Annotated in this window: 17 protein-coding genes, 2 pseudogenes and 1 riboswitch; of the genes and pseudogenes, 1 reads left to right on the top strand and 18 read right to left on the bottom strand. The window is 41.4% G+C overall.

The features are described from left to right. Positions 1 to 205: 205 nt before the first annotated feature. The 13 genes and pseudogenes from AC4HAI_RS03290 to AC4HAI_RS03350 form a co-directional block, all read right to left on the bottom strand. Positions 206 to 2,017 carry a GbpC/Spa domain-containing protein gene (locus tag AC4HAI_RS03290; RefSeq protein WP_491110440.1) on the bottom strand — a complete coding sequence of 604 codons (1,812 nt, stop codon included), beginning with the start codon at positions 2,015 to 2,017 and terminating at the stop codon, positions 206 to 208. 208 nt (positions 2,018 to 2,225) lie between these two features. Further along, positions 2,226 to 3,215: a lipoate--protein ligase gene (gene lplA / locus AC4HAI_RS03295; protein ID WP_491078943.1), complete on the bottom strand. Its 990-nt coding sequence runs from the start codon at positions 3,213 to 3,215 to the stop codon at positions 2,226 to 2,228. A 194-nt stretch (positions 3,216 to 3,409) separates the two neighbouring features. Beyond that, positions 3,410 to 5,164, bottom strand: a complete 1,755-nt coding sequence (lpdA, locus tag AC4HAI_RS03300) for a dihydrolipoyl dehydrogenase (protein ID WP_491078942.1) — start codon at positions 5,162 to 5,164, stop codon at positions 3,410 to 3,412. 196 nt (positions 5,165 to 5,360) lie between these two features. After that, positions 5,361 to 6,398 (bottom strand): annotated as a pseudogene (locus AC4HAI_RS03305) (dihydrolipoamide acetyltransferase); the annotation flags it as partial. 183 nt (positions 6,399 to 6,581) lie between these two features. After that, a pseudogene (locus tag AC4HAI_RS03310) lies at positions 6,582 to 6,749 on the bottom strand (biotin/lipoyl-containing protein); the annotation flags it as partial. Positions 6,750 to 7,021: 272 nt separating this feature from the next. After that, positions 7,022 to 8,020 carry an alpha-ketoacid dehydrogenase subunit beta gene (locus AC4HAI_RS03315; RefSeq protein ID WP_491078941.1) on the bottom strand — a complete coding sequence of 333 codons (999 nt, stop codon included), beginning with the start codon at positions 8,018 to 8,020 and terminating at the stop codon, positions 7,022 to 7,024. A gap of 44 nt (positions 8,021 to 8,064) precedes the next feature. Further along, on the bottom strand, positions 8,065 to 9,033 hold the full coding sequence (locus AC4HAI_RS03320) for a thiamine pyrophosphate-dependent dehydrogenase E1 component subunit alpha (protein WP_491078940.1): 969 nt from the start codon (positions 9,031 to 9,033) through the stop codon (positions 8,065 to 8,067). 194 nt (positions 9,034 to 9,227) lie between these two features. Further along, a complete protein-coding gene (locus tag AC4HAI_RS03325; protein WP_491078939.1) occupies positions 9,228 to 11,159 on the bottom strand; it encodes an ABC-F family ATP-binding cassette domain-containing protein in 1,932 nt (643 codons plus the stop codon). Positions 11,160 to 11,245: 86 nt separating this feature from the next. Continuing rightward, positions 11,246 to 11,602, bottom strand: a complete 357-nt coding sequence (locus AC4HAI_RS03330) for a hypothetical protein (RefSeq protein ID WP_491078938.1) — start codon at positions 11,600 to 11,602, stop codon at positions 11,246 to 11,248. A 12-nt stretch (positions 11,603 to 11,614) separates the two neighbouring features. After that, positions 11,615 to 12,388: a matrixin family metalloprotease gene (locus AC4HAI_RS03335; RefSeq protein WP_491078937.1), complete on the bottom strand. Its 774-nt coding sequence runs from the start codon at positions 12,386 to 12,388 to the stop codon at positions 11,615 to 11,617. A gap of 76 nt (positions 12,389 to 12,464) precedes the next feature. After that, entirely contained in the window at positions 12,465 to 14,129 is a 1,665-nt protein-coding gene (locus AC4HAI_RS03340; protein WP_491078936.1) for a ribonuclease J, read from the bottom strand. Between the two features lie 216 nt (positions 14,130 to 14,345). Continuing rightward, complete coding sequence (locus AC4HAI_RS03345; RefSeq protein WP_491110442.1) at positions 14,346 to 15,011, bottom strand: YwaF family protein; 666 nt, start codon at positions 15,009 to 15,011, stop codon at positions 14,346 to 14,348. 15 nt (positions 15,012 to 15,026) lie between these two features. Then, positions 15,027 to 16,391, bottom strand: coding sequence for a UDP-N-acetylmuramoyl-tripeptide--D-alanyl-D-alanine ligase (locus AC4HAI_RS03350; RefSeq protein ID WP_491078934.1), 1,365 nt, complete (start codon positions 16,389 to 16,391; stop codon positions 15,027 to 15,029). Between the two features lie 123 nt (positions 16,392 to 16,514). After that, a riboswitch (THF riboswitch) is annotated at positions 16,515 to 16,605 on the top strand. A 79-nt stretch (positions 16,606 to 16,684) separates the two neighbouring features. Between AC4HAI_RS03350 and AC4HAI_RS03355 the strand changes: the two genes are divergently transcribed. Next, on the top strand, positions 16,685 to 17,239 hold the full coding sequence (locus tag AC4HAI_RS03355) for a folate family ECF transporter S component (protein WP_491078933.1): 555 nt from the start codon (positions 16,685 to 16,687) through the stop codon (positions 17,237 to 17,239). A 64-nt stretch (positions 17,240 to 17,303) separates the two neighbouring features. Here AC4HAI_RS03355 and AC4HAI_RS03360 read toward each other — a convergent pair whose 3' ends face one another. The 5 genes from AC4HAI_RS03360 to AC4HAI_RS03380 form a co-directional block, all read right to left on the bottom strand. Then, positions 17,304 to 18,242 carry a bile acid:sodium symporter family protein gene (locus AC4HAI_RS03360; protein ID WP_491078932.1) on the bottom strand — a complete coding sequence of 313 codons (939 nt, stop codon included), beginning with the start codon at positions 18,240 to 18,242 and terminating at the stop codon, positions 17,304 to 17,306. 113 nt (positions 18,243 to 18,355) lie between these two features. After that, positions 18,356 to 18,787: a hypothetical protein gene (locus AC4HAI_RS03365; protein WP_491078931.1), complete on the bottom strand. Its 432-nt coding sequence runs from the start codon at positions 18,785 to 18,787 to the stop codon at positions 18,356 to 18,358. Between the two features lie 468 nt (positions 18,788 to 19,255). Continuing rightward, positions 19,256 to 20,302, bottom strand: a complete 1,047-nt coding sequence (locus tag AC4HAI_RS03370) for a D-alanine--D-alanine ligase (protein WP_491078930.1) — start codon at positions 20,300 to 20,302, stop codon at positions 19,256 to 19,258. Between the two features lie 76 nt (positions 20,303 to 20,378). Beyond that, complete coding sequence (locus tag AC4HAI_RS03375; protein ID WP_491078929.1) at positions 20,379 to 21,620, bottom strand: acyl-CoA thioesterase/bile acid-CoA:amino acid N-acyltransferase family protein; 1,242 nt, start codon at positions 21,618 to 21,620, stop codon at positions 20,379 to 20,381. Further along, the gene (locus AC4HAI_RS03380) at positions 21,610 to 22,086 is read right to left on the bottom strand and encodes a MarR family winged helix-turn-helix transcriptional regulator (RefSeq protein ID WP_491078928.1); all 477 of its coding nucleotides are present in this window, start codon (positions 22,084 to 22,086) and stop codon (positions 21,610 to 21,612) included. Before AC4HAI_RS03380 ends, AC4HAI_RS03375 begins: the two co-directional genes overlap by 11 nt. Between the last annotated feature and the right edge of the window lie 13 nt (positions 22,087 to 22,099).

The raw sequence follows: 22,099 nt of genomic DNA on the forward strand, positions 1-22,099 counted from the left end.
AACTCACTAACAATGATAGCATAATGCCTTAATTCTGTAAATAACTACCAATCGTTTGGTAATATTTCAAGTCAATTATTACTAACATCTAATGGGTTATGATTTACAATTAGATTGCACCTTATGTTCATCTACAATTCAACTTATTTATAAAAATTTACAATCAAAAAATCCTCTCTATTTCTAGAGAGAATTTTATAAATTATTAGTCTTCTTTACGTTTTAATGAACCAAGAAGTGTCAAAGCTGAGAAGGCTACTACCCCAGTACCAAATGCTGCAATACCATAAGCATTTGAGTCACCAGTTTCTGGTAAGGCTTGAGCTTGTTGTGTTTGCCCTTGTCCTTGCTCTTGAGATACAGAAGCAGGTGTTTTAGCAGCTGTTGGAGCTGGTGGTGTTGGTTCTCCTGGCTTCCCTGGTGTTGGTGGTGTAGGAGGTGTTAGTTCTCCTGGCTCCTCTGGTGTTTGAGGGGCTGGAATCTCGTTTTGCGCAACAACTACAGCAGCATCATATCTTACTTCAACACTATCCAATGTTGGCATTTCAGGAGCTTTTGGTTCTTCATTTGGCTCTTGAGCAGCAACAGTATTGAAAGCAAACCAGATAGCAGTTGGTACTTCAGCATCGTTACCTGATACAGATACTGTAATAGGATCACCATTGTAGGTCATCGCACCTGCACCATGAATTGAAGATGCTGTACGAACTTCACCATCTTTGTTGATCTTATCCCAACCATCTTCACCATCACCGTTAAGAGCTGAACCATTAGCTACGTATTGGTTTTCTGTTGGTGAATAGATGTCTCCATCTTCATTAAGACGAATAGTTGAGTTGTCAAAGGCTACAAATTTATTTGAGCCGATATTTTTAACTTTTTCAACGTGGTTTCCGTATTCAGTTGTCCAGTGGTTCAATGTTGCCAAAGTCATAACTGCATTATTTTCAGCAAGATTAATCTCTTGACCATTTTCATCGTACAACTTCACTTGGATATCCATGTCCACTGACTTGGATAGATCATCTGATGTTTGAGCACCGATGAAGATTGATTTAGTTGGATCATGGTAGAGTTTAGCAATAGCAGTATTGTCATTGCTTGTAGTACCAGTCAAGGTGTAGCTTGTTACGATCTTAGAAACTTTAGTTCCAAGGTAGTCTGAATTTTCAAGATTAGTGTATGTTGCTGTAACAGTGTCACCAACATTCATCTTGAACCAAGCATCTTCATTAGCTGCATATGGATTTTCTGATGTCAATTCTGACGCTGGATATTTATCCGTGTTGAATTGTTGAAGGATTTCTTCTTGGACGTGACGTCCTTGAGCTTCCTTGGTAATGTATTGATTAACACCATCAATTGAAACTACAGCGTTTGGTTCGTTGACATAAAGCAAACCTTTAACTTGTTCAATAACTTCTGGTTTGTCCAAATTGTTTACAACATTTTGAACTTCGTTCTTTTCAGCAACTCTTTGATCGTAAGCTGCTTTTGCTTTGTTGTAAGCCTCTTGCTCTTGGCTGTAATTAGCCAAGGCAGTCTTATAGTTGTCTACATCATTTTGGTAGTTTGCTAAGGTAGCATTGATTGATTGTGCTTGCGCTTTGTTAGCAGCATCAGCTTCCTCAACGGTGTTATAAACCTTAGTTTCGCCTTCAGTTACTTTAACTTCAGGAACAACAACAGATGATGTTGCAGGTGCAGTTGTACCTTGTGCATCTGATGTTGAATTTGCTGAAGCTGGTGATGTTGATTTGTTAAAAGTATTAACATTATTAACAGCTTCAGTCAATTCTGGTGATGTTACTGAAGATACTGTTGTTGTTTTATTTCCTTCAGTTGTTTGAGAGATAACCTTGACTTGTGGTCCAGAAGTTGCGACTTCTGAAGATTGATTGTCAGTTGTTGGTGCTACATTAGTAGCTTCTTCGGCAAATACAGTTTGGCTAGCAGCGAGCGTAGTCAAAACTAATCCACTAAGAAGTGAGTATTGAGTGAGTTTTTTCTTCCCCATTGTTATAACCCTTCTCTACAATTATAATTTTAAGCATCGTTATATATTAATCGAAAATTAAAATATAACGTTATTTGCTATGTAATGATAGTAACATTTAAGTTACCTAAAATCAAACCGTAAAGCTTTTTAAGTTATTTTTTATATAAACGTTAATTATTTTAAAATATTTTTGTAACATTTGTATATCTGGAGTAATTTTTCTGCATTATGAAACGATGGCTTTTGCGATGTCCTCAGCAGACATTCCAGAAAAGTAACGCGATATATCTACCTGGCTCAAGCGTTCCAACACATCTTTGAATTCATAGCGACACCCTAATAATATTTCTTCGATGTCATCGACATCTAGGACTCCAAAGAAATCACCATAGATCTTAATTCCCTTGATGAGAGAATTTTCAACATTAGCAAAGGTGTTAATTTTTCCAGCAGGATAGCGAACATTGCGTTCTATTGTATATTCTGGTGACTGGCCATATGTCCATTCCCATGTGTTAAATTGATTGTCATAGGACTCTTGGATCTTGTCCAACTCCTCCTGACTCAGGACATACTCCGTCATATCTGGGTACATTTCCTTCATCTTATCTAAAATTTTATCTGAAAACTCTTGGACAGTAATTTTTTCAGGTAATTCGCTAAGAATATTCGTAACACGAGAACGGACAGACTTGACGCCTTTAGACTCAATTTTATCCTTGCTGACTTTTAAGGCATCACCAAGAACTGTCATATCAACATCAAATAGCAGACAGCCATGGTGCATCATACGCCCTTTGTAATAGGCTTGAGCATTGCCACAAATTTTTTTGCCATTGATTTCGAGGTCATTACGGCCTGAGAACTCAGCCTTAGCACCAAGATCGGCTAGGGTACTGATCACAGGCTCTGAAAAAGTTTTGAAGTCGAAAGCTCCTTCATCAGATTTATTTGAGATGATGGTGTAGTTAAGATTATTGAGATCATGATAAACAGCACCACCACCAGACAGCCTGCGGACAACATGGATGCCATGTGTATCTGTATATTCTTTATTGATTTCTTGAATGGCATTTTGATGCTTACCAATAATGATGGCAGGCTCGTTAATCCAGAGGATAAAGAGTTCATCTTCATCCACTAGTTCACGAAAGGCATAAGCCTCTAGAGCAACATTATAAGCAGGATTATTAGATTTATTTACGATATATTTCACTAGATTTCTCCTTATTATGACTTACTAGTCACATTATAACAAACTGATACTTTAGATTTAGAGAAAAAATTTCTCTATTATCATTTACAAAAGAGGCTAGGATCGACTCCTGCCTCTAGTTATTTGCTTTGCGATAAAAATTATTCGATAAATAGTCGCTTATCCTAAGTCCCAAGTACTGCTAGAACTATTGACTATTTGCGCTTGGGTGGGTTATGAATGGCTTCTCCTAGGACATCTGCAAAGGCTTCATACATGTTTTCTGAGAAGGTTGGGTGTCCATGGATTGATTGTAGCAATTCATCAACTGTCAATTCATTTTCCATGATAGTAGCCGCTTCATTTATTAATTCAGCAGCTGCTGGTCCGATAATGTGAACACCAAGGATTTCGTGATATTTAGCATCTGCGATGACTTTGACAAAGCCGTGGGCTTCATTTGAAGCGATGGCACGGCCATTCCCAGTAAAGCTTGATTTACCAACAAGAACCTCTCCATACTTCTCACGTGCTGCTTCTTCTGTGATCCCAACCATGGCAACCTCAGGATGAGTATAAACAGCTGCTGGTGTGAATTCTAGGTGGGCTGTGCGGTGATTACCCTTGATAGCATTATCAGCTGCTACCTCACCCATACGGAAGGCTGAATGGGCCAGCATCTTGGTTCCGTTCAAGTCTCCTGGGGCATAAATACCGGGGATTGATGTTTCTTGGAATTCATTGACTAGAATACGTCCACGATCATCTAGTTCTAGATCTAGATTTTCTAGCCCTTTCATCTGCGGTACACGGCCAATAGCAAGAAGGGCTTTATCAGCCACCAAGTCTTCACCATTGTTAAGTTTGAGAGTTAATTGGTTATTGTTCTCAATAATTTCGCTGACCCCAACAGATGTTTTGAAGGTCATGCCTTTCTTTTCAAGGAGTTTTTGAAGTTCAAGGGAAACTTCGCGATCCATAGCTGGGATAATGCGATCAGCCATTTCAACGACAGTCACATCCACTCCATACGATGCCCAAACTAGACCTAGCTCGACACCGACAACTCCGCCTCCCATGACAACGAGTGATTTCGGAATTTCACGCAGATCCAAGATATCATCTGAGGTTAGTACAAGGTCAGAATCGATACCAGGAACATTTAGACGAAAGACTTTTGAACCGGTTGCTAGGATTATTTTATGTCCTCTAATGGTCTCATCGTTGATGGTCACTGTCTTATCAGGGTAGGCTGTACCGAAACCATTGAAAATAGTTACTTTATTGGCACGAAGAAGGCCACGTACTCCGCTAGTCAGAGTTTTAACAACGGAATTTTTAAAGGCAACTGTTTGATCCATATCAATGGTATAGTCGGTCGATGCAAGATTAATACCACGATTAGCAGCTATCTTTAAGTTATCAAGGATTTCAGCATTCTTAAGATAGGTTTTGGTTGGGATACATCCGATATTCAAGCAGGTTCCACCAAATTCTGTCTTTTCGACAATGGCTACCTTGGCACCTAGCTGAGCTGCACGAATAGCTGCATAATAGCCAGCAGGACCGCCTCCTAATACAACAAGATCGTATTCATCCTCTGCTAGAGCTTCTTTTGGTTCTGAGGATACTTCAGCCGGTGAGGTTTTTGGAACCTGCATTCCTGCTGCTTCTAGGTTTTCTGTAGCCGCCTTGACTTGATCTTGACTCTCTTCAGTCGCAAGAGCTTCCCCTTGCTCACCTATATAGGCAATGACCTCTGTAACCGGTACTGTATCGCCAGCTGGATGGACGATTTTGAGGAGATAGCCTGAATCTTCTGCCTCGATTTCCATATTGGTCTTGTCAGACATGATCTCAAGCAGGATGTCCCCTTCAGATACGGGGTCTCCTTCTTGCTTTTTCCATTCAATAATTTCGCCTTCGGCCATATCGACGCCGAGTTTTGGCATAATGACTTCAACTGCCATATTTAAGATACCAAGAGCAAAAAGAAAGGGGCTGAGTCTAGGAAATCATGGGAAATCTTTAATTTCTAAACGATTTGTCTTTCTCCAAGCATTGTGCTCGGCTTCAGTTTTCTCTTTCTCTTGCTCTATATCCTTTCTTTATTTTGATTTTGCTTAAAGGGTTTACTACTTGATAACTTCTCTTGTTATTTCGTCATCAAATCAACAATTCCATCGGATTTTCAAGGATGTGCTTGAGGTCAACCATGAATTTGGCACCATTCATACCATCGACAATGCGGTGGTCAATAGTCAAGCACAGTTGCATAATTGGTCGAATAAGGATCTCACCGTCAACGACGACTGGTGTCTGTACTGTCGCTGCTACTCCTAGGATAGCTGAGTTGGGTTGATTGATAATAGGATTAAAGGACTTGGTTCCAAACATTCCAAGGTTAGTAATGGAGAAGGTTGAACCAGACATTTCAGCCGCTTTTAGCTTACCGGACTGGGCCTTCTTGATCACATCTTTAGATGCTACTACAAAATCAGATAGGCTCATCTTATCAGCACCGTGAACGACAGGAACAACGAGCCCTTCATCCAAGCCAACAGCAATACCTAAATTAACAAATCGATGCAGTTCGATATCCTTGGCATCATTGATGAGAGAAGCATTTAAATATTCATGCTCGGGCTTCATCAGGGTACGCACAACAGCCAAACCAATTAAATCTGTAAAGGTTACCTTTTGATCAGTCTTGTTCATGATTGGATCTAGGACTTGTTTACGAAGGGCCATCAAATTAGTCATATCAATATCATAATTAAGCGTAAAGGTTGGAGCTGTCAGGTAAGAATTTGTCATACCTTTTGCAATAGCTTTACGCATCGCTGACATTGGTTTAATTTCAACACCTTCTGCTAGATCAGCTGATTTTTGTGCTTGGACTGGTTCTGGGTTAGAGGTTGGAGCCGGTTGTGCTTCTTGAGCCGGTGATTGACTAGCTGCTAGGATATCTTTCTTGGTGATCTTACCAAAGACACCTGTTCCTGAAACTGCTGTTAGGTCTACATTAAGATCCTCAGCAATCTTACGTGCCAGCGGTGTTACCTTAGGCTGGTTTCCATCAAAGTTTTCGACATCGTCTTTGTGGATACGGCCATTAGGTCCTGTACCAGGCACCAGTTGTAAATCCACTCCCTGTTCTGATGCTAGCTTACGAGCAGCTGGTGTCGCACGTACCTTTTCATCTTTTCCTTCTGCTGCTACTAGCGGTTGAGTGCTAGGAGCCAGTGAGGAACTTTTTGTAGGCTCTTTGGCCTGCGATGATGGGGTTTGACTTCCAGCATCTTCGACAACTTCACCGGCCTGACCAATATAGCCGATCACCTCAGTTACGGGCACAACATCTCCTGCTGATCGAGTGATTTTAAGGAGAACACCTGAATCCTCTGCCTCGATTTCCATGTTCGTTTTATCCGACATAATTTCAAGAAGGATGTCCCCTTCAGAGACTGTATCACCCTCTTGTTTCTTCCACTCGATGATTTCACCTTCAGCCATATCAACACCGAGCTTGGGCATAATAATTTCAACTGCCATAATTTATCACAAATAAGCAGATAAAAGCCTCAATAATTCAGGCTTTTGCACTTATTCTATCCTTTCTGTTAAAAGATAAGAGAGCTGCTTACTTTGCAAAATTCTCCGTAAGCAACAAGAGATCTGACAATAGTATACAAGGTCATCTCCTTTATTTGAAGTAATCAGCTCTCTTTTTCCTAAAATCACTTTAGGAATTGATCTAATCTGGCAAACAAAGACTTTTGTATATTGTAATAAGCGAAAGTTATCTGCTCGCCATCTATTTCATTCTAGTTACCCTTATTGGCCATTTTAATAATAGCTGTTTTTATTTTTTCAACATCAGGAAGCACCGCTTGTTCTAGGACACGCGCATAAGGAACTGGCACATCTTCGCTGGCCAAACGTACGATTGGATGATCAAGGTAATCAAAGGCTTCACTCTCAGTAATCATAGCTGCAATTTCACCGATAAAACCGCCTGTCTTGTAGGCATCATTGACCAGCATAACCTTACCCGTTTTCTTAACCGAATGAATAATCAGTTCTTTATCAAGCGGCACGAGAGTGCGAGGGTCAACAACTTCAACATTGATACCTTGTGCTGCTACTTCGTCAGCAGCCTGAAGGACTCTCTCAAGCATGCGACCGTAGGTCACAACAGTTAGGTCAGTTCCTTGGCGCTTGATCTCTCCCTTACCTAGCGGAATATAAAAGTCAGGATCGAGATCAACCTCTTCTTTTTTACCATAGAGGGCTTTGGGTTCCATGAAGACAACAATGTTATTGTCTTGAATGGCTGACTTGAGGAGACCCTTGGCTTCGTTGGCATTTCCAGGGGCAACCACCTTAATGCCTGGAATGTGGGTCAACCAAGCCTCCAGAGATTGCGAGTGCTGGGCTGCTGACCCGATACCAGAACCCGATGCCACACGAAAAGTAACAGGCGTCTTGAGACCGCCTCCAAACATATAGTTATTTTTAGCACCGTTATTAACGATAGCGTCAAGGGCGATCGTTAAGAAATCCATAAAGGTAATATCGACAATTGGACGCAGGCCTGTGATAGCAGCACCGATAGCTGATCCAGCGATAGCGGCTTCTGAGATTGGCGTATCTTTGATGCGTTTGGGACCAAACTCCTCGTACATTCCAACAGAGGTACCGAAATCTCCTCCATACACACCGACGTCTTCTCCCATTAAGAAAATCTTTTCATCTTTACGCATTTCCTCGGTCATTGCGAGGTTTACGGCTTCACGCAAGGCCATCTTTTTTGTTTCTGTCATTGTGCTCTCCATTGATCTGTGCATTCATTCAAAAATAATTATAATTAATCAACCCAAATGTCTTCAAAAGCAACTGAAATATCTGGATCTGGACTATTTTGTGCAAACTCATAGGCATCATCAATTTCTTTGACGACTTGCTCATGGATAGTATCCAGCTCTTTTACCGTAATATCAGTCTGGCTGGCTGCGAAATCTCGGAATTTAAGAAGAGGATCTTTAGCTTTCCAGCTATCCACTTCTTCTTTGCTACGGTACTTACCAGCATCAGCTGTCGAGTGACCGAACCAGCGGTAGGACTCCACTTCAATAATAGCTGGACCATTGCCAGCACGCACATAGTCCACTACCTCTTGCATCTTATCATAAACTGCCAGAACATCATTACCGTCTTCAACATAAAAGCCAGGAATACCGTAAGCTTCTGCCCTTGTGTAGAGATGGGGGGTGTTGGTCGCCTCGTTAATATCCATCGAGATACCGTAGCGATTATTGATGATGAAGAAGATAACTGGAAGTTTCCATGTTGCTGCCATATTGACAGACTCATGAAAAGAGCCCTCGTTAGTCGCTCCATCACCAGAAAAGGCGACGACGATATTCTTAGTCTCATTGTACTGTTGAGTGAGGGCGGCACCAACTGCGAGGGCGTAGCCACCACCAACGATACCATTGGTTCCGTAGTTTCCTTTTTCAAAATCAGCCAAGTGCATAGACCCACCGCGTCCTTTTGAAACACCGGTAGCCTTGCCAGCCAACTCAGCCATCATGGCATTGAGATCCATATCCTTAGCAATAGACTGACCGTGACCACGATGATTTGAAAAGATAATATCATCGTAAGTCAGATGAGCAATGGCACCTACACTGGCCGCTTCCTCACCTACTGAAAAATGCGTCATACCTTGGACAAAGCCACGACGAACTAATTTATTAATGCGCATATCAAACTCACGAATACGCTCCATCTTTAAATATAACTCTAATAGCTGCTCTTTGGATAGTTGTGCCATAAGAACCTCCCCATAATCTTTTATAAATCTATTCTATCCGAAAATTTCACAAACTGCAACCAAAAATACCCTTGATATTTCAAGGATGAAAAGGTTTTTATACAGGTTTTTGATAATGTTTTCACAATGTTTTTTTACGTGGTGTTTTCTATCCTTTTTTAGAAAAAAACAACCTGCATACGAGGTTGCATTTTCTAGGACATATCTTCCAGGTTTTGACTTAATTCCTCCCACTCTTGCATGAGACTGTCCTGCTTTGTTTCTAAGCTATCCCAATCTGCTTGAAGTTCCATCAGCGATTGAGCATCATTTGTTTGGCCCATATTCTGAGAGATCAATGCCATCTCTTTCTCTATAGACTCTAGATCAGCCTCTATCTGCTCAATACGACGGTTGAGTTTTCGGAGTTCCTTTTGATTGGCTTTTTGTGCTTGGTAGTCCTGAGGAGAGGATGATACCTGTGCTTTTTTCTCTTGCGTAAGAGAATCGACTTTGGTTTCAGCTAATTTGGCCAGCTCTTCTAACTCTGCTTTTTTCTCCAAGTAATAATCATAATCTCCCAAATAAAGGGTTGAGCCAGCTTCAGATATTTCTAGGACTTTGGTAGCAACACGGTTGATAAAATAACGATCGTGACTGACAAAGAGCAGGGTTCCATCAAAATCAATCAGGGCATTTTCTAAGACTTCTTTACTATCAATGTCCAGATGGTTGGTTGGTTCATCTAGGATAAGGAAGTTATTATTTTCCATAGAAAGCTTGGCCAACAACAGTCGAGCACGCTCTCCACCCGATAGCATGCTAACGGATTTCTTGACATCGTCTCCTGAAAATAGAAAGGCTCCTAGCCGATTTCTAATGTCAACTTCTGGAGTGGTACTAAAATCATTCCATAATTCATCTAAGACTGTATTGGTATTGGTTAGGTTACTTTGATTTTGGTCATAGTAACCAGTATCAACATTAGCTCCGAATTGCGCCTTTCCTTTGATAAAAGGGGTTTGATTGACGATGGACTTGACCAAGGTAGATTTTCCGATACCGTTTGGACCGACAATGGCGATGGCATCAAATTTTTTAATTTCCAGATTAATAGGCTCAGATAAGATATGGTTGCCGTATCCCACTGCTGCATCACTTAGGCTTAAAACAACATTGCCAGACGGCTTATCAGCATGAAAGGTCATATTAGCAGATTTTTGACCTGCTTGGGGCTTATCGAGACGCTCAATTTTTTCCAACTGCTTACGTCTAGCTTGAGCACGCTTAGTTGTGGAAGCGCGCACGATATTACGCTGGACAAAGTCTTCTAGCTTAGCGATCTCCTTGGCCTGCTTTTCAAAAGCCTTGGCCTCGGAAGCTAGCTTCTCTGCCTTGGCATCCATAAAGAAAGAGTAGTTCCCCATATAGCGATCCAGCGCATGCGGCGTCAGATCATAGGTGATCGTTGCAACCTTGTCCAAAAAATAACGGTCATGACTAACAATGATAAGAGCCCCCTGATAATTGACCAAGTAGTTTTCAAGCCAGGCAATTGTTTCGATATCCAAGTGATTGGTCGGCTCGTCTAGCACTAAAAGCTCAGGTTTTTCTAACAGCATTCTTGCGAGGGCTAAACGTGTATTTTGACCACCTGATAGGTCTGAAATCGGAGTTTGCCAGCTAGATTCATCAAATTTGAAGCCATTTAAGATAGCCTTTATATCAGATTCGTAGGTAAAACCACCTCTAGCTCTAAAGTCCTCGGAGAGCTGGTCGTAATCTCGCATGAGCTTATCCAGTTCCTGTCCTGTCACCTCCGACATCCTTTGCTCCATACGACGAAGGACCTTCTCCTGCTGGATTAAATCCTCAAAAACACGACGCATGCCATCGTAAATGGTGTCATCTGATTCAAACCGACTATCTTGTGCTAGATAGGATAAGCGCAGATCACGTTTGGTATTTATTTGACCTGTAGTTGGGGCTTCTTCACCGACTAATATTTTAAGCAAGGTAGATTTACCAGCACCATTTCTTCCCACTAGGGCAATACGGTCACGCTCATCTACTTGAATATTAATGTTATCAAAAAGCACATCTCCTGAGAAAGAGCGCTCAATTTTATTTCCTTGTAAAATAATCATAACTTTATTATATCAAAAATAAAAAGGAGCCTTGGAGAAATCACTCTTCAATATGAAGAAAGATTGCACGGCTCCTTACAGTTCAATCAACCAGGTAGCTGGCTTAAGAGCGACTGGTGACGGTAGATTAGGTAAATCCCTAGTAATAAAATGGCTATGAAAATCACAATTTTTAAGATCCCTTTGATCAGCTGCCAGATGACCAGGGCTATCATTGATAATCCTAACCAGAACCAAGGTAACTGGGTAAAAAAGCCTTGAAGATTGCTAAGATTACCTTGAGTCAGGGATTCTAGCCAATCTGGGATAGGAGGATTTCCTAAAGCTAGACCGAGCTTACTCCTAATCGCTAGTCCGGTCACTTTTAGCCAGATGAAAACACCTGTATTATAACCAAGAAGAAACAGTTGCAAGGGATAGCGTCTGAAGATCGTCCTCAACAAGATAATCACCTCCTAGTCTCTTTCATAAAGTTCCTTTGTGGCCTTAATATCACGTTTTTGGATGCCGTAATAGGAACCGGATGACTGCATCACCGAAATTTCAGCATCATTATGGTCAAGTCCAATGGCATGTCCCAATTCATGCTTGGCTGTATTGATGATTCGTTCATTACTATAACCATAGCTAGGATTTAGTAAATAGTAGCTATTTAAATAGACATCAACATGTTTGATGAGGTTAGTCCTAGCATCTGAGGTCGACTGAGCTTCTCCGGCTGCTTGACTGCTAGGGTCAGACTTATCCATAAGAACAATATCGGCTTGATCCTTACTAGCTGCTAAAGTAAAGGTAAAGGCACCCGTAGAATTCCAAGATTGCAAGGCTTGCTCATAAGCATTGACAATCGTTTGGTCTGTTGAAACGATGTAGACCGAAGCCTTATTGGTAGCCCAGCGTGAACCGTGAAAATGATTCGCATCGTGCTCATCTGTCGTTAAATTTTGTAGACCGAGCTCTTGAAGATTACGATCTAAATCTTCATCCATAGAGATCCGGCTGGTCACAGTATCAAAGGTAGTTTGAAGAGAGCGTGCAAAGGGTGAGCTTGCGTGTTGAGAATAGAAAAATAAGCCGACAAGAATGGCTGCTATCACTAAGGCTGCCTTAACCATACCAAAGAAAAAGCGTAAAACAAAGCTCAATGCAGCTCTAAATAATCGCCACAATAATCGAACCATATAGATCATCTGATCATCACCTCGCAATCTATCAAAACTAAATGACATTTAGTATATCAGTCCTGATAAAAAAACTCAATTGAAAAGGCAGGTTGCCCCACCTTTTTTGTATTATTAGTCCATCTCATCTAACTTCCATAATCACCGGAAGGATAGCTGGCCGGCGTTTAGTCTGATCAAATAAGAATTTATTGAGTTCATCACGGACTTGACCTTTTAGCTCGCCCCAGTCAAATCCTTCTGTCGCTAAGTAATTTTCGACAGTTTTATTTACCAAGTCCGCACTTTCACGCAGAATATCACGGCTCTTGCGAACATAGACAAAACCTCGAGTATGGACTTTAGCCTTGGAGACAATGGTCTTTTTCTTTTTATTGACTGTGATGACAACGATAAAAATACCATCTTCAGATAAAATGCGACGGTCACGCAGGACAATGTTACCCACATCGCCAATAGCATTCCCATCAATCATAACATCACTTGCTGAAACACCACCTTCATGTAAGAAGCCTTGATCGCTATAAGTCATAATATCTCCACGCTTCATTATGTAGATATTTTCAGGCAGCATGCCAACTTCTTCTGCACGATCAGCATGAGCTTGCAACTCACGGTACTCCCCTTGAATAGGGAAGAGGTATTGCGGACGCAGCAAATTGATCAAGAGCTGCAGGTCACGACCATTAGCATGACCAGATACACGCAAGTTTTGTGTGATCAGCTTGACACTACCACCAGCCATATAAATCATATTTTCTACACGGGCAACGACAGCTTCCTTAGCCACACTCGGCGTTGTGACGATATAGACTAAATCGCCATCCTTGATCTCAACATAGCGATGACGACCGATAGACATCTTTCGTAATCCTTCAAGAGGCTCACCCATGCGACCTGTTTCTAGAATGATCAATTCGTCATCTTCAAACTTAGCCATCTCTTTTGGCTTGATCATCAACTTCTCGTCAATAATACTGAGTTTATTGAGCCGAATGGCTGTACGAACGATATTTTCAGCGTCGAAACCTGTAAGAACTACACGGCGGCCATGCTCGGCAGCAGCATCAAAGACCTGCTGGATACGAGAGAGGTTGCTGGCAACGGCCGCTACGATAATACGTCCTTGGGCATCGCCTATCACCTCGTCCATCTCTAGGCCGACCTCAGCCTCACTGGCAATCTGCTCATTGCTATCTGCATTAGCAGAATCAGCAAGGAGGGCTAAAACACCTTCTCGTCCAATCTCAGCTAGACGAGCAAAGTCGGTCTGGTAACCACTGCTGGCTGCTTGGTCAAACTTGAAATCACCAGTATAGACGATATTACCACGGTCAGTCTTCAAGACAATACCAAGACTCTCAGGAATCGAGTGAGTTGTGCTAAAGAAGGATACCACAGCATTTTGGAATTCAATTTCCGTCTGTGCATCAACGATGTGAAAGTTATTGAACTTCTTAACTTGAGAGTTATTTTTAACGACTAATTTAGCCAACTCTATAGTCAATTCTGAACCAAATACTGGTACTGGCACATCTTGTAAAAGGTAGGGAAGGGCTCCAATAGCATCCGCATGACCATGAGTCAGGAAAACTCCTTGTACACGGTCTTTATTGTCTACCAGGTAGTCCATATTGGGTACTACAACGTCAACACCGAGTTGGTCATTATCTGGATATTTAAGACCAGCATCCAAGATAAAGATAGCATCGTTAACCTCTACGATGTAGAAGTTTTTTCCGTTTTCACGGACACCGCCCAAGGCGATGATTTTAATATCACTGCTCATGATTATTTCTCCATATATTTTTTATTACTTGATTATCAGAGGACATCCTCCATTATACCTACAGCTCATCACTGCGGGTTACCAACGGTCCTTAAGGTCCTCCTGCCCACTGATTACTCTCAAGGGTGAAGGTTACTAAGTCGATTTACAGTCTCTAGTATTATAGCACAAATTGCTGAGCTTAGTCAGGTTTTCAAGTAGTAAAAAAAGCCTTGATCAGGCTTTCTTATAAGATTGAAACGCCCACAAGCAAATAATCAAGGCTAGGCTATAAACACTGGAGACCGCTAGATAATTGATCCAGACATTGGTGCTATTGATAATCGGGGTGAATCGCATGATACCATAATTTCCACCTGTGATATGATTAACTCCAAGTAAAATCAGATCTAGTAGAAAAGTCCTAGCCACTAATCCCGCAATTGACAGGGACTCCTTGCTACGGTAATTGAGCAGATAGGCAAAACTATTGATCAAAAGGGCAAAATGTCCAAGAATAAAGGAGACTCCTGTAATATGAGGAAAATCGTAGGGATCTAAGACAGGATAGCCTAGGGCAAAGATAGCCCCAGCGAAGCCTAAATAAGCTAGATAGCGCTTCAATTTCCAACTATCAGGAAGAAAGACGAGGCCTAGCATAGCTAGGCGACAGTGGTAAAGCGGCAAACTGTCGGATACCGGAATAGTAAAGACTAGATACCAGCCATAGAGCCCTAGTAATTGTAAAAGCTGAACGGCTTTAAAAAGCTGCAAAAACCACTTTTTACTGTGGTATCTATAGGTGATCACTAAACTGAAGACCAGGCCGGCTAAAATGAGCAGGTAAACCCAGATAGGAATGGTAGGGGGCTGAGTTTTGTGGGTCGTTAGAAATTCTTGCATATTTCTTTCCCTCCTTTAGCCAAGCAAACCATCGACAACCTTGTCCAAGTGCATGGAATTTGAGCCTTTAAGCAGGATTTGATCTTCAGGTTTGAGGAGGTCCTTGATCTTATCAAGCATTGGAGCAAATTGGTCTTCCTTGGTTGTTTTTTTGAAGAAATAGACATGGCCAAGAGGGAACATTTGGCTGGCTAGTTGACTCAATTCTTCAATGTCTTCTCCATAACAAATGAGATAATCCAGTTGATCAGGATTCATAGCCATGATCATATCTGTGTGCATCTTGACCGAGTCAGGACCAAGCTCTTTCATGTCAGCTAGGACGGCTATCTTCTTGCCGCCAGTATTGGCGGGAATGGACAAGAAGGTCTCTAAAATCAAGCGCATGGCTGTTGGATTGGCGTTATAGACATCAGCTAGGATATCAGCACCATTTTGAGCTTTTTTCCACTCTGTCCGATTCTTGGTCAAGACGAGATGCTCCAGTGCTGTTATGATCGCTCGATCCTCTACTCCTTCTAGCCTGCCGACATAGGCTGCCAGCATAGCATTGGTCGCATTATACTTACCAGTGACAGGCAGCTTTATCTTCCCATCCATGAAATTAAGCGTAAAACTCAAACTATTCTTACCCTCATCAAGCTCAGATAAGTAAATATCCTCATCTGGACCGAAACGGACGATCCGTTGATTATCTGGAAGATAGGGATTAATAATCGGATCTGCAGGTGCAATCAAAACACCATCTGTCGGCATACCCGCTGTGATCTGCATTTTCCCTTGGGCAATCTTATCACGGCTGCCAAAAAACTCTAGATGCGCTTCTCCAATCAAGGTCACAAGCCCTATTTTGGGGCGAGCGATCTTGGAGAGCAACTCAATATCACCTAGATGATCCTGCCCCATCTCTAGAACAAGCTTTTGTGTATCGTCTGGCATATGCAAAATCGTATAAGGCAGACCGATCTCATTATTATAGTTCCCTTGAGTCTTGTAGGTCTTGTAGGTGGTAGTTAAGACATCATGAATCATGTCTTTGGTAGTTGTTTTACCATTAGATCCTGTCACTGCGATGACATCGATTGGCATCTTTTCTAGGTAGTACTGAGCTAACTTTTGAAACGCTGCTAGAGTATCAGCTACCAAGAGAAAGGGATGGTCTTCAATGATACGTTCGCTAAGGGTTGCAGCCGCTCCATTATCAAAGGCCATAGGGATAAAATCGTGGCCATCACGCTCCCCTTTAAGAGGTAGAAAAAGGTCGCCATTTGCAATTTTACGACTATCAAATTCAATAGCAGAAATCACCACATCTTTATAAGCACTCACATCATTTTGAGCACCAACCACTTTTGCAATTTCCTGTAAGGTTAATTTCATGAGTACACCTGTTTCTTTTTTTATCTGATTATTCCTTAGCATTATATCATATTTAAATGTCCAAAATTTTTAAGGTCTAGCCTTTTTCTCGCAAGCATGGTAGACTGATAGAGTATGTAGCCATACAGAGTAGGTGGTTTGCGTCAAGTGTATGTGAATGGGATGTTGTCACATAACGAAACGAAACGTGCGATAAACCACTGCATCCGCTGTTTTTTCTAGATGATCTGTTGTCCCAATTTATCAGATCCTATAGGTAAACAGCTCCGCTTTACTAGAAAAGGAGCTTTTTTATGTCAAAATACCCCAGTAAACTCGAACTTAGGCAGCTCAGTACCCTAGCCATTCTGATGACTTTGCAGCTAGTCCTTAGTAAGCTATCTATCCCTATCATTCCTCAGCAGCTAACGGTCAGCTTGACTTTCATTACTGGTTGCTTGATTGGGGCTGTTGGTGGACCATGGTACGCTTTTATTGCTTTTGCCTTGATTGATATCCTTGACACCTTCAGCGGAGGTAGCTCCAATTTTATCATCTGGTGGACGCTTATGGAAGCTATCCAAGGTGCTATCTACGGATTCTTCTTTTATGGAAAGTCCCTCAGCTGGCACTCCAAAGGCAGTTGGCTACGGGTCAGTCTGGCTACTATCTTGGTCATGCTGGTGGGAACCTTCATTTTCACTCCTCTATTGATTCAGATTTATTACCATACTCCAATTTGGGTACAGTTTATCACTGGGCGTTGGTTGAAAATCTTTGAAATTCCTATTCGTATTATTTTAACCATGCTGGTTCTAACCCAGATGCAGAAAATTCCAGAGTGGTGTCGCATAACCAAGGCTAGCTAGCAAACAAAAAGTCGCATTTCCTATGAGGGGTGCGACTTTTTTAGTAGCTGTATTAGCTGTTTTATTACAAACTTTCTTTTGCATGATTTTTCCACCATGATGATAGGATTGAGCCAGAGATATTGTGCCAAATGGAGAAAATAGTTGAAGGGATAGCCGCTTGCGGCGTGAAATACTTCATGGCTAGGGTTGCTCCTAGGCTTGAATCCTGCATACCAACTTCGAAGGTGATTGCTTTTTGTTGAGGCTCTTTTAGTCCTAAGATTTTTGAGAAGGCAAATCCCAATCCATAACCACATAGATTGTGGAGCATGACAACAGGAATAACGATAGCTGTCGCTGATGTAAAGATATTGGCATGGTTGGCCGATACTACCGCACCAATAATCAACAAAATAGCTGTCTGTGAGATCAAGGGCATAATCTTAATAATAGCATCGATCTTATGGGCCAATAATTTATGAATGACGATACCGAGAATAATCGGTACAACGACTATTTGAAGCGTTGATACAAAAAGCTTTGCTGCAGGTACTTCAATATACTGTCCAGCTAAGATTGACAGCAAGATAGGTAACATCACAGGTGCTAATAAAGTGGAAAGGACTTCGATTGAAACATCCAAAGCCACATCCCCACCTGCTAAGAAAGCCATTACACTTGAAGAAGTCCCGCTTGGACAAGAGCCAACTAGAATAACTCCTGCTGCTGTTGCCCCATCCAAGTGGAAAATTGTGCAAAGCAGCCAAGCTAGGCCTGGCATAATAATATAGTGGGCTACTGTCCCCAGAACGACAGGAATAGGGCGTTTAGAAATACGGACAAAATCTTCAGTCGTCAATGTCAGCCCCATGCCAAATAAAATAAGACTAAGAAGATAAGAAGTATTTGGAATAACCCAACTACTGGTTTGGGGTAAACCATAATTAAAGGCTGCCCAGATAATCACAAATAAGGTGAACCATTTACTAATCCACTTACTAACTCGTTCTACCTTTTCCATAAGTTTTCGCCTCTTTCTATCATTGTGTGGCCTTATTATATACCTCTGTCAGAATATTTTCAATAGAGTTTTGAAAATATTCTGAAAATTATTTTCCCAAGTAAGCCATAAACTCACTCACTGATATCCCAGTCGCTTTTCATATAATCTTTTGTAGAATCGTAATCCTCAGGCTTTAAAATACCATCGGAAATCCACGCATCATCTTCTATATGCGCTTTCTTTGTTTTCAGCGGTTTGAAAGGAGAGGATTCCTTGTAAAGATACGTTTTAGTATCGTCCTGCCAGTGTAAGAGACCTCCACTATGGAAACGATCATAGATAACTCGGTAACGATCGCCCTGATAGGAAAAAGTAAAGGTTTCATAAGTACGAAAAAGACTAAAAAATATCATGCCTATACTCATTAACAGAGCTGTTGTTCCCATATACAGCCATAAAAATCGACCGACGTTGGTTGCTGATTTTCCCATAGAAAAGCCAATCATCAAAAATAAGATGGCAACGACTAGCAAAGTCTGAGGAAAATAATAGACCAGGGTCACACTCCATAAAAAATACTAAACCCAATAATGAAGCGAAGACGATTGGGTTCTTTTCTAAATATCACATAAATCCCTAACTGCAGTAAAGCAGAAAGTATTAACCTCATCATCACGTAACCCATTAAAGACATTTCCTTCTCCTTTTTCTGATTCTATAAAAAAAGCCTTTCGGCTTTCAGCTGAATAAAAAATAGTGTTTGCCACCATCCTTAAGGGCTTGTTGGACGCTAGCAACCTCCTTCGGAGTTTCATAGCTTAATTTTGAGACTTAGGTCTCAAAATTCTCGAGTGTTAGAAACCTTTATATAATAGCGTTTCTAACACTTTTAGCACGGCGGAGGTGGCTGGATTATGCTCGCCTTACTCGGTAAAAAAAGGAAATGTATTTGAAAACTTGCAAAGCTTCTTATCTCATTTTATTGGGGAAAATAAATTTGTCTCCAGTCTGAAAACTTCCGGCTTTTCTTTTTATAGCAAATGCGCTTCTCTCTTATCAAACATGTCTTGTGCGAGATCTACAAGCTCTGAAATCAGATCGGTATAGTTTAGTCCCATATTTTCCCATAGCAAGGGATACATAGACCATTGGGTAAAGCCAGGCATGGTGTTCAGCTCATTGAGATAGATGTGCCCTTGTGCAGTTAGGAAGAAGTCACAACGTGATAAACCACAACCACCAATCGCACGGAAGGCAACCTCTGCATAGTGACGCATCTGTGCCATAATGTCCTCAGGAATCTTAGCTGGAATAGCCATAGAAATCTTGTTATCAATATACTTGGCCTGATAGTCGTAAAATGCGACATCCTTGACCACTTCTCCTGGAAGGGTCGTCTTAACCTCACTATTACCAAGAATGCCAACTTCTATTTCTCGAGCATCCACTCCTTGCTCTATCAAGATACGGCTGTCATACTTAAGGGCTAAATCGATAGCTGCGCTCAGCTGATCACGGTCCTCAGCCTTAGATATCCCAACAGATGATCCCATATTAGCAGGCTTGATAAAGACTGGATAGGTCAGCTTTTCTTCTACCTTGTCCATGGTCTGTGATTTATCTTGACCTTCCAGATAGACCTGGTAAGCAACTTGAGGGACACCGGCAGATTCAAGGACATGCTTGGTTGTAATCTTGTCCATAGCGACACTAGATGATAAAAGATTGGTACCGATATAAGGCAGCTTCAGAACTTCAAGGAAGCCTTGGATAGAACCATCTTCACCCATGGGACCGTGCAGTACTGGAAATACAACCGCACCTTCTTCATAGATATCACTGGGTTTGATCTGAGCTGAGTAATCAACCTTATCGTTGGTCATGAGCACCTGATCTTGGCTGGGCTGGCTAGTAAAGCTTTGAGTTCTAATAAAGTCACCCGCCTGAGTGATGAAATAGGTCTTGACCTCGAATCGATCGTAATCGACAGCCCGCATAATGCTTTGTGCCGACAGAACAGATACTTCACGCTCAGCTGAGCGTCCACCGTATAGTAAAACTAATGGTTGCTTAGACATAAGTTCTCTTTTCTACTTTATTTTTTCGCTGGTGATATTATAGCATATCCATAAGTGTAATCAAATGCTCAGAAGGTTATAAATAATTTTTAAAAAATGCCACAGTAGCTTGCCAAGATAGCTGACTATCTCTTTTGGAGATTTTCCATGGCATACGGCTATAACGATGATTTGGCTGATTAGCAATGGTTAACATATGAGCACTACCAGGAAGAATGAGCGTTTGTACCTGTCCTGCTGGTTGGGATCCCTCAGACCATAGGGTCTGCTCAATCTGTTGGACCGAGGCGCTGGCTGGCCAGATTTCATCTTGTCCACCAGCTATCATTAAGAGATTGGCTTTGAAATCTTTCAAAGGAATCAAGCTATCTGACCTATATGCGATGATGGGACGACGGTACCATAAGCCCTTCAAGAAATTTTTCCATGAAAATGGTGTATAAGGTAACTCCTCACCTGATAGCAACCATGAGGAGGACTTGGAATTTCGTTTCCCTTTAATGCCTTCCATAACAGCACATGAAGGGGAGTTAAGAACTAGACAAGAAAAATCTTTAAAATAGGCCGCACTAACTAGGGCCATCTCTGCTCCTTTGGAGCGCCCATATAGGCCAATTCTGTTTGAGTTGACTTGAGGCAAAGTTTTAAGATAAGCCGCAGCTTCTTGTACTGAAAGTATTTCAATCCGGTTTAGATTTTTAGGCAAGCCTCTCAAGCCAAAATAGGATAAGGCTAAAGTAACAAAGCCCCTGCTGGCTAGTAACTGCGCAATATTTTGGGCTTTCTCTATACGACCGTCACTGCCACTTAAAACAATAATAGCTGGTTGATCTTGCTTATCTTCCAGGTAAAAAAGACGTCCCTTAGCCTTTGTAAGGTTGATCGTTTTTTCTTTCACTATTGGCAGTTGAAAATAGCGTTTAAAGCTTGCTCTCCCTACTATTTTTGAATTATGGTGTACTTCAATCAATACAGTAAAGTCTTTTTTCAAGGGTATATCTTCTATCTTATCCACAAGTGCTTTTTTTGCCACAGTTTGAGGGCGACATAGATAAAATAAAGCCATCGCTTCTATCCCCTTGTAGGAGCCACCAAAACTTTCACTTTTATTTATGGATAATCTGCCAGACCTATCGGTCTGATAAGTTCCTTTAGCTGTCCAAGGAATCTCTGGGTCCAAGGTCATTGGTGCATTAATATTGTAATAGCCAATTAAAGTCATTTCAATCTCATAAATAGTCTCAAGCAAAGCATCTGTCACGAGGATATCAAAATCATCATCTGCTAAATAACTCTTACTCTCTAGGCTAATCTTCATGAACTCCCTCTTCCTTATTACGTAATAGCAACTCATCCCACACCTTTTCAACATCTGTCATTAGTTGGTACATATCATCTAATAATTCGCTAGGATAATTTGCTAAAACCATCTGTAATCGTGTTTCTAAAAAATCGTGCTGTTGGCGATGGTAAGTCACTACTTCTCTGCCAGAAGCGGTCAATGACAGCTGCAATGCACTCTTTTTATGGTAGGAAGGAGTCTTTTTCAGATAGCCCTTCGCTACAACTTTACTGACAAGTTGTGTTACTGCACTTCTGCTGACACGCCATCGAATGGCGATTTCTGAAAGTCCTATATTTTCCTGCTGACTCACTAATACAATCAGATGAACCTCCGCTGTTGTTAGTGAACTATCCGGCATAGTATGCTGACGCTCTTCTTGTTGGTAATACTTATCGACAAAGTCTCTAAAGCGATCGTTAAATTGATGTAAGCTAACCATAATACCCTCGTTT

Source organism: Streptococcus sp. ALY_208 (assembly GCF_058314295.1).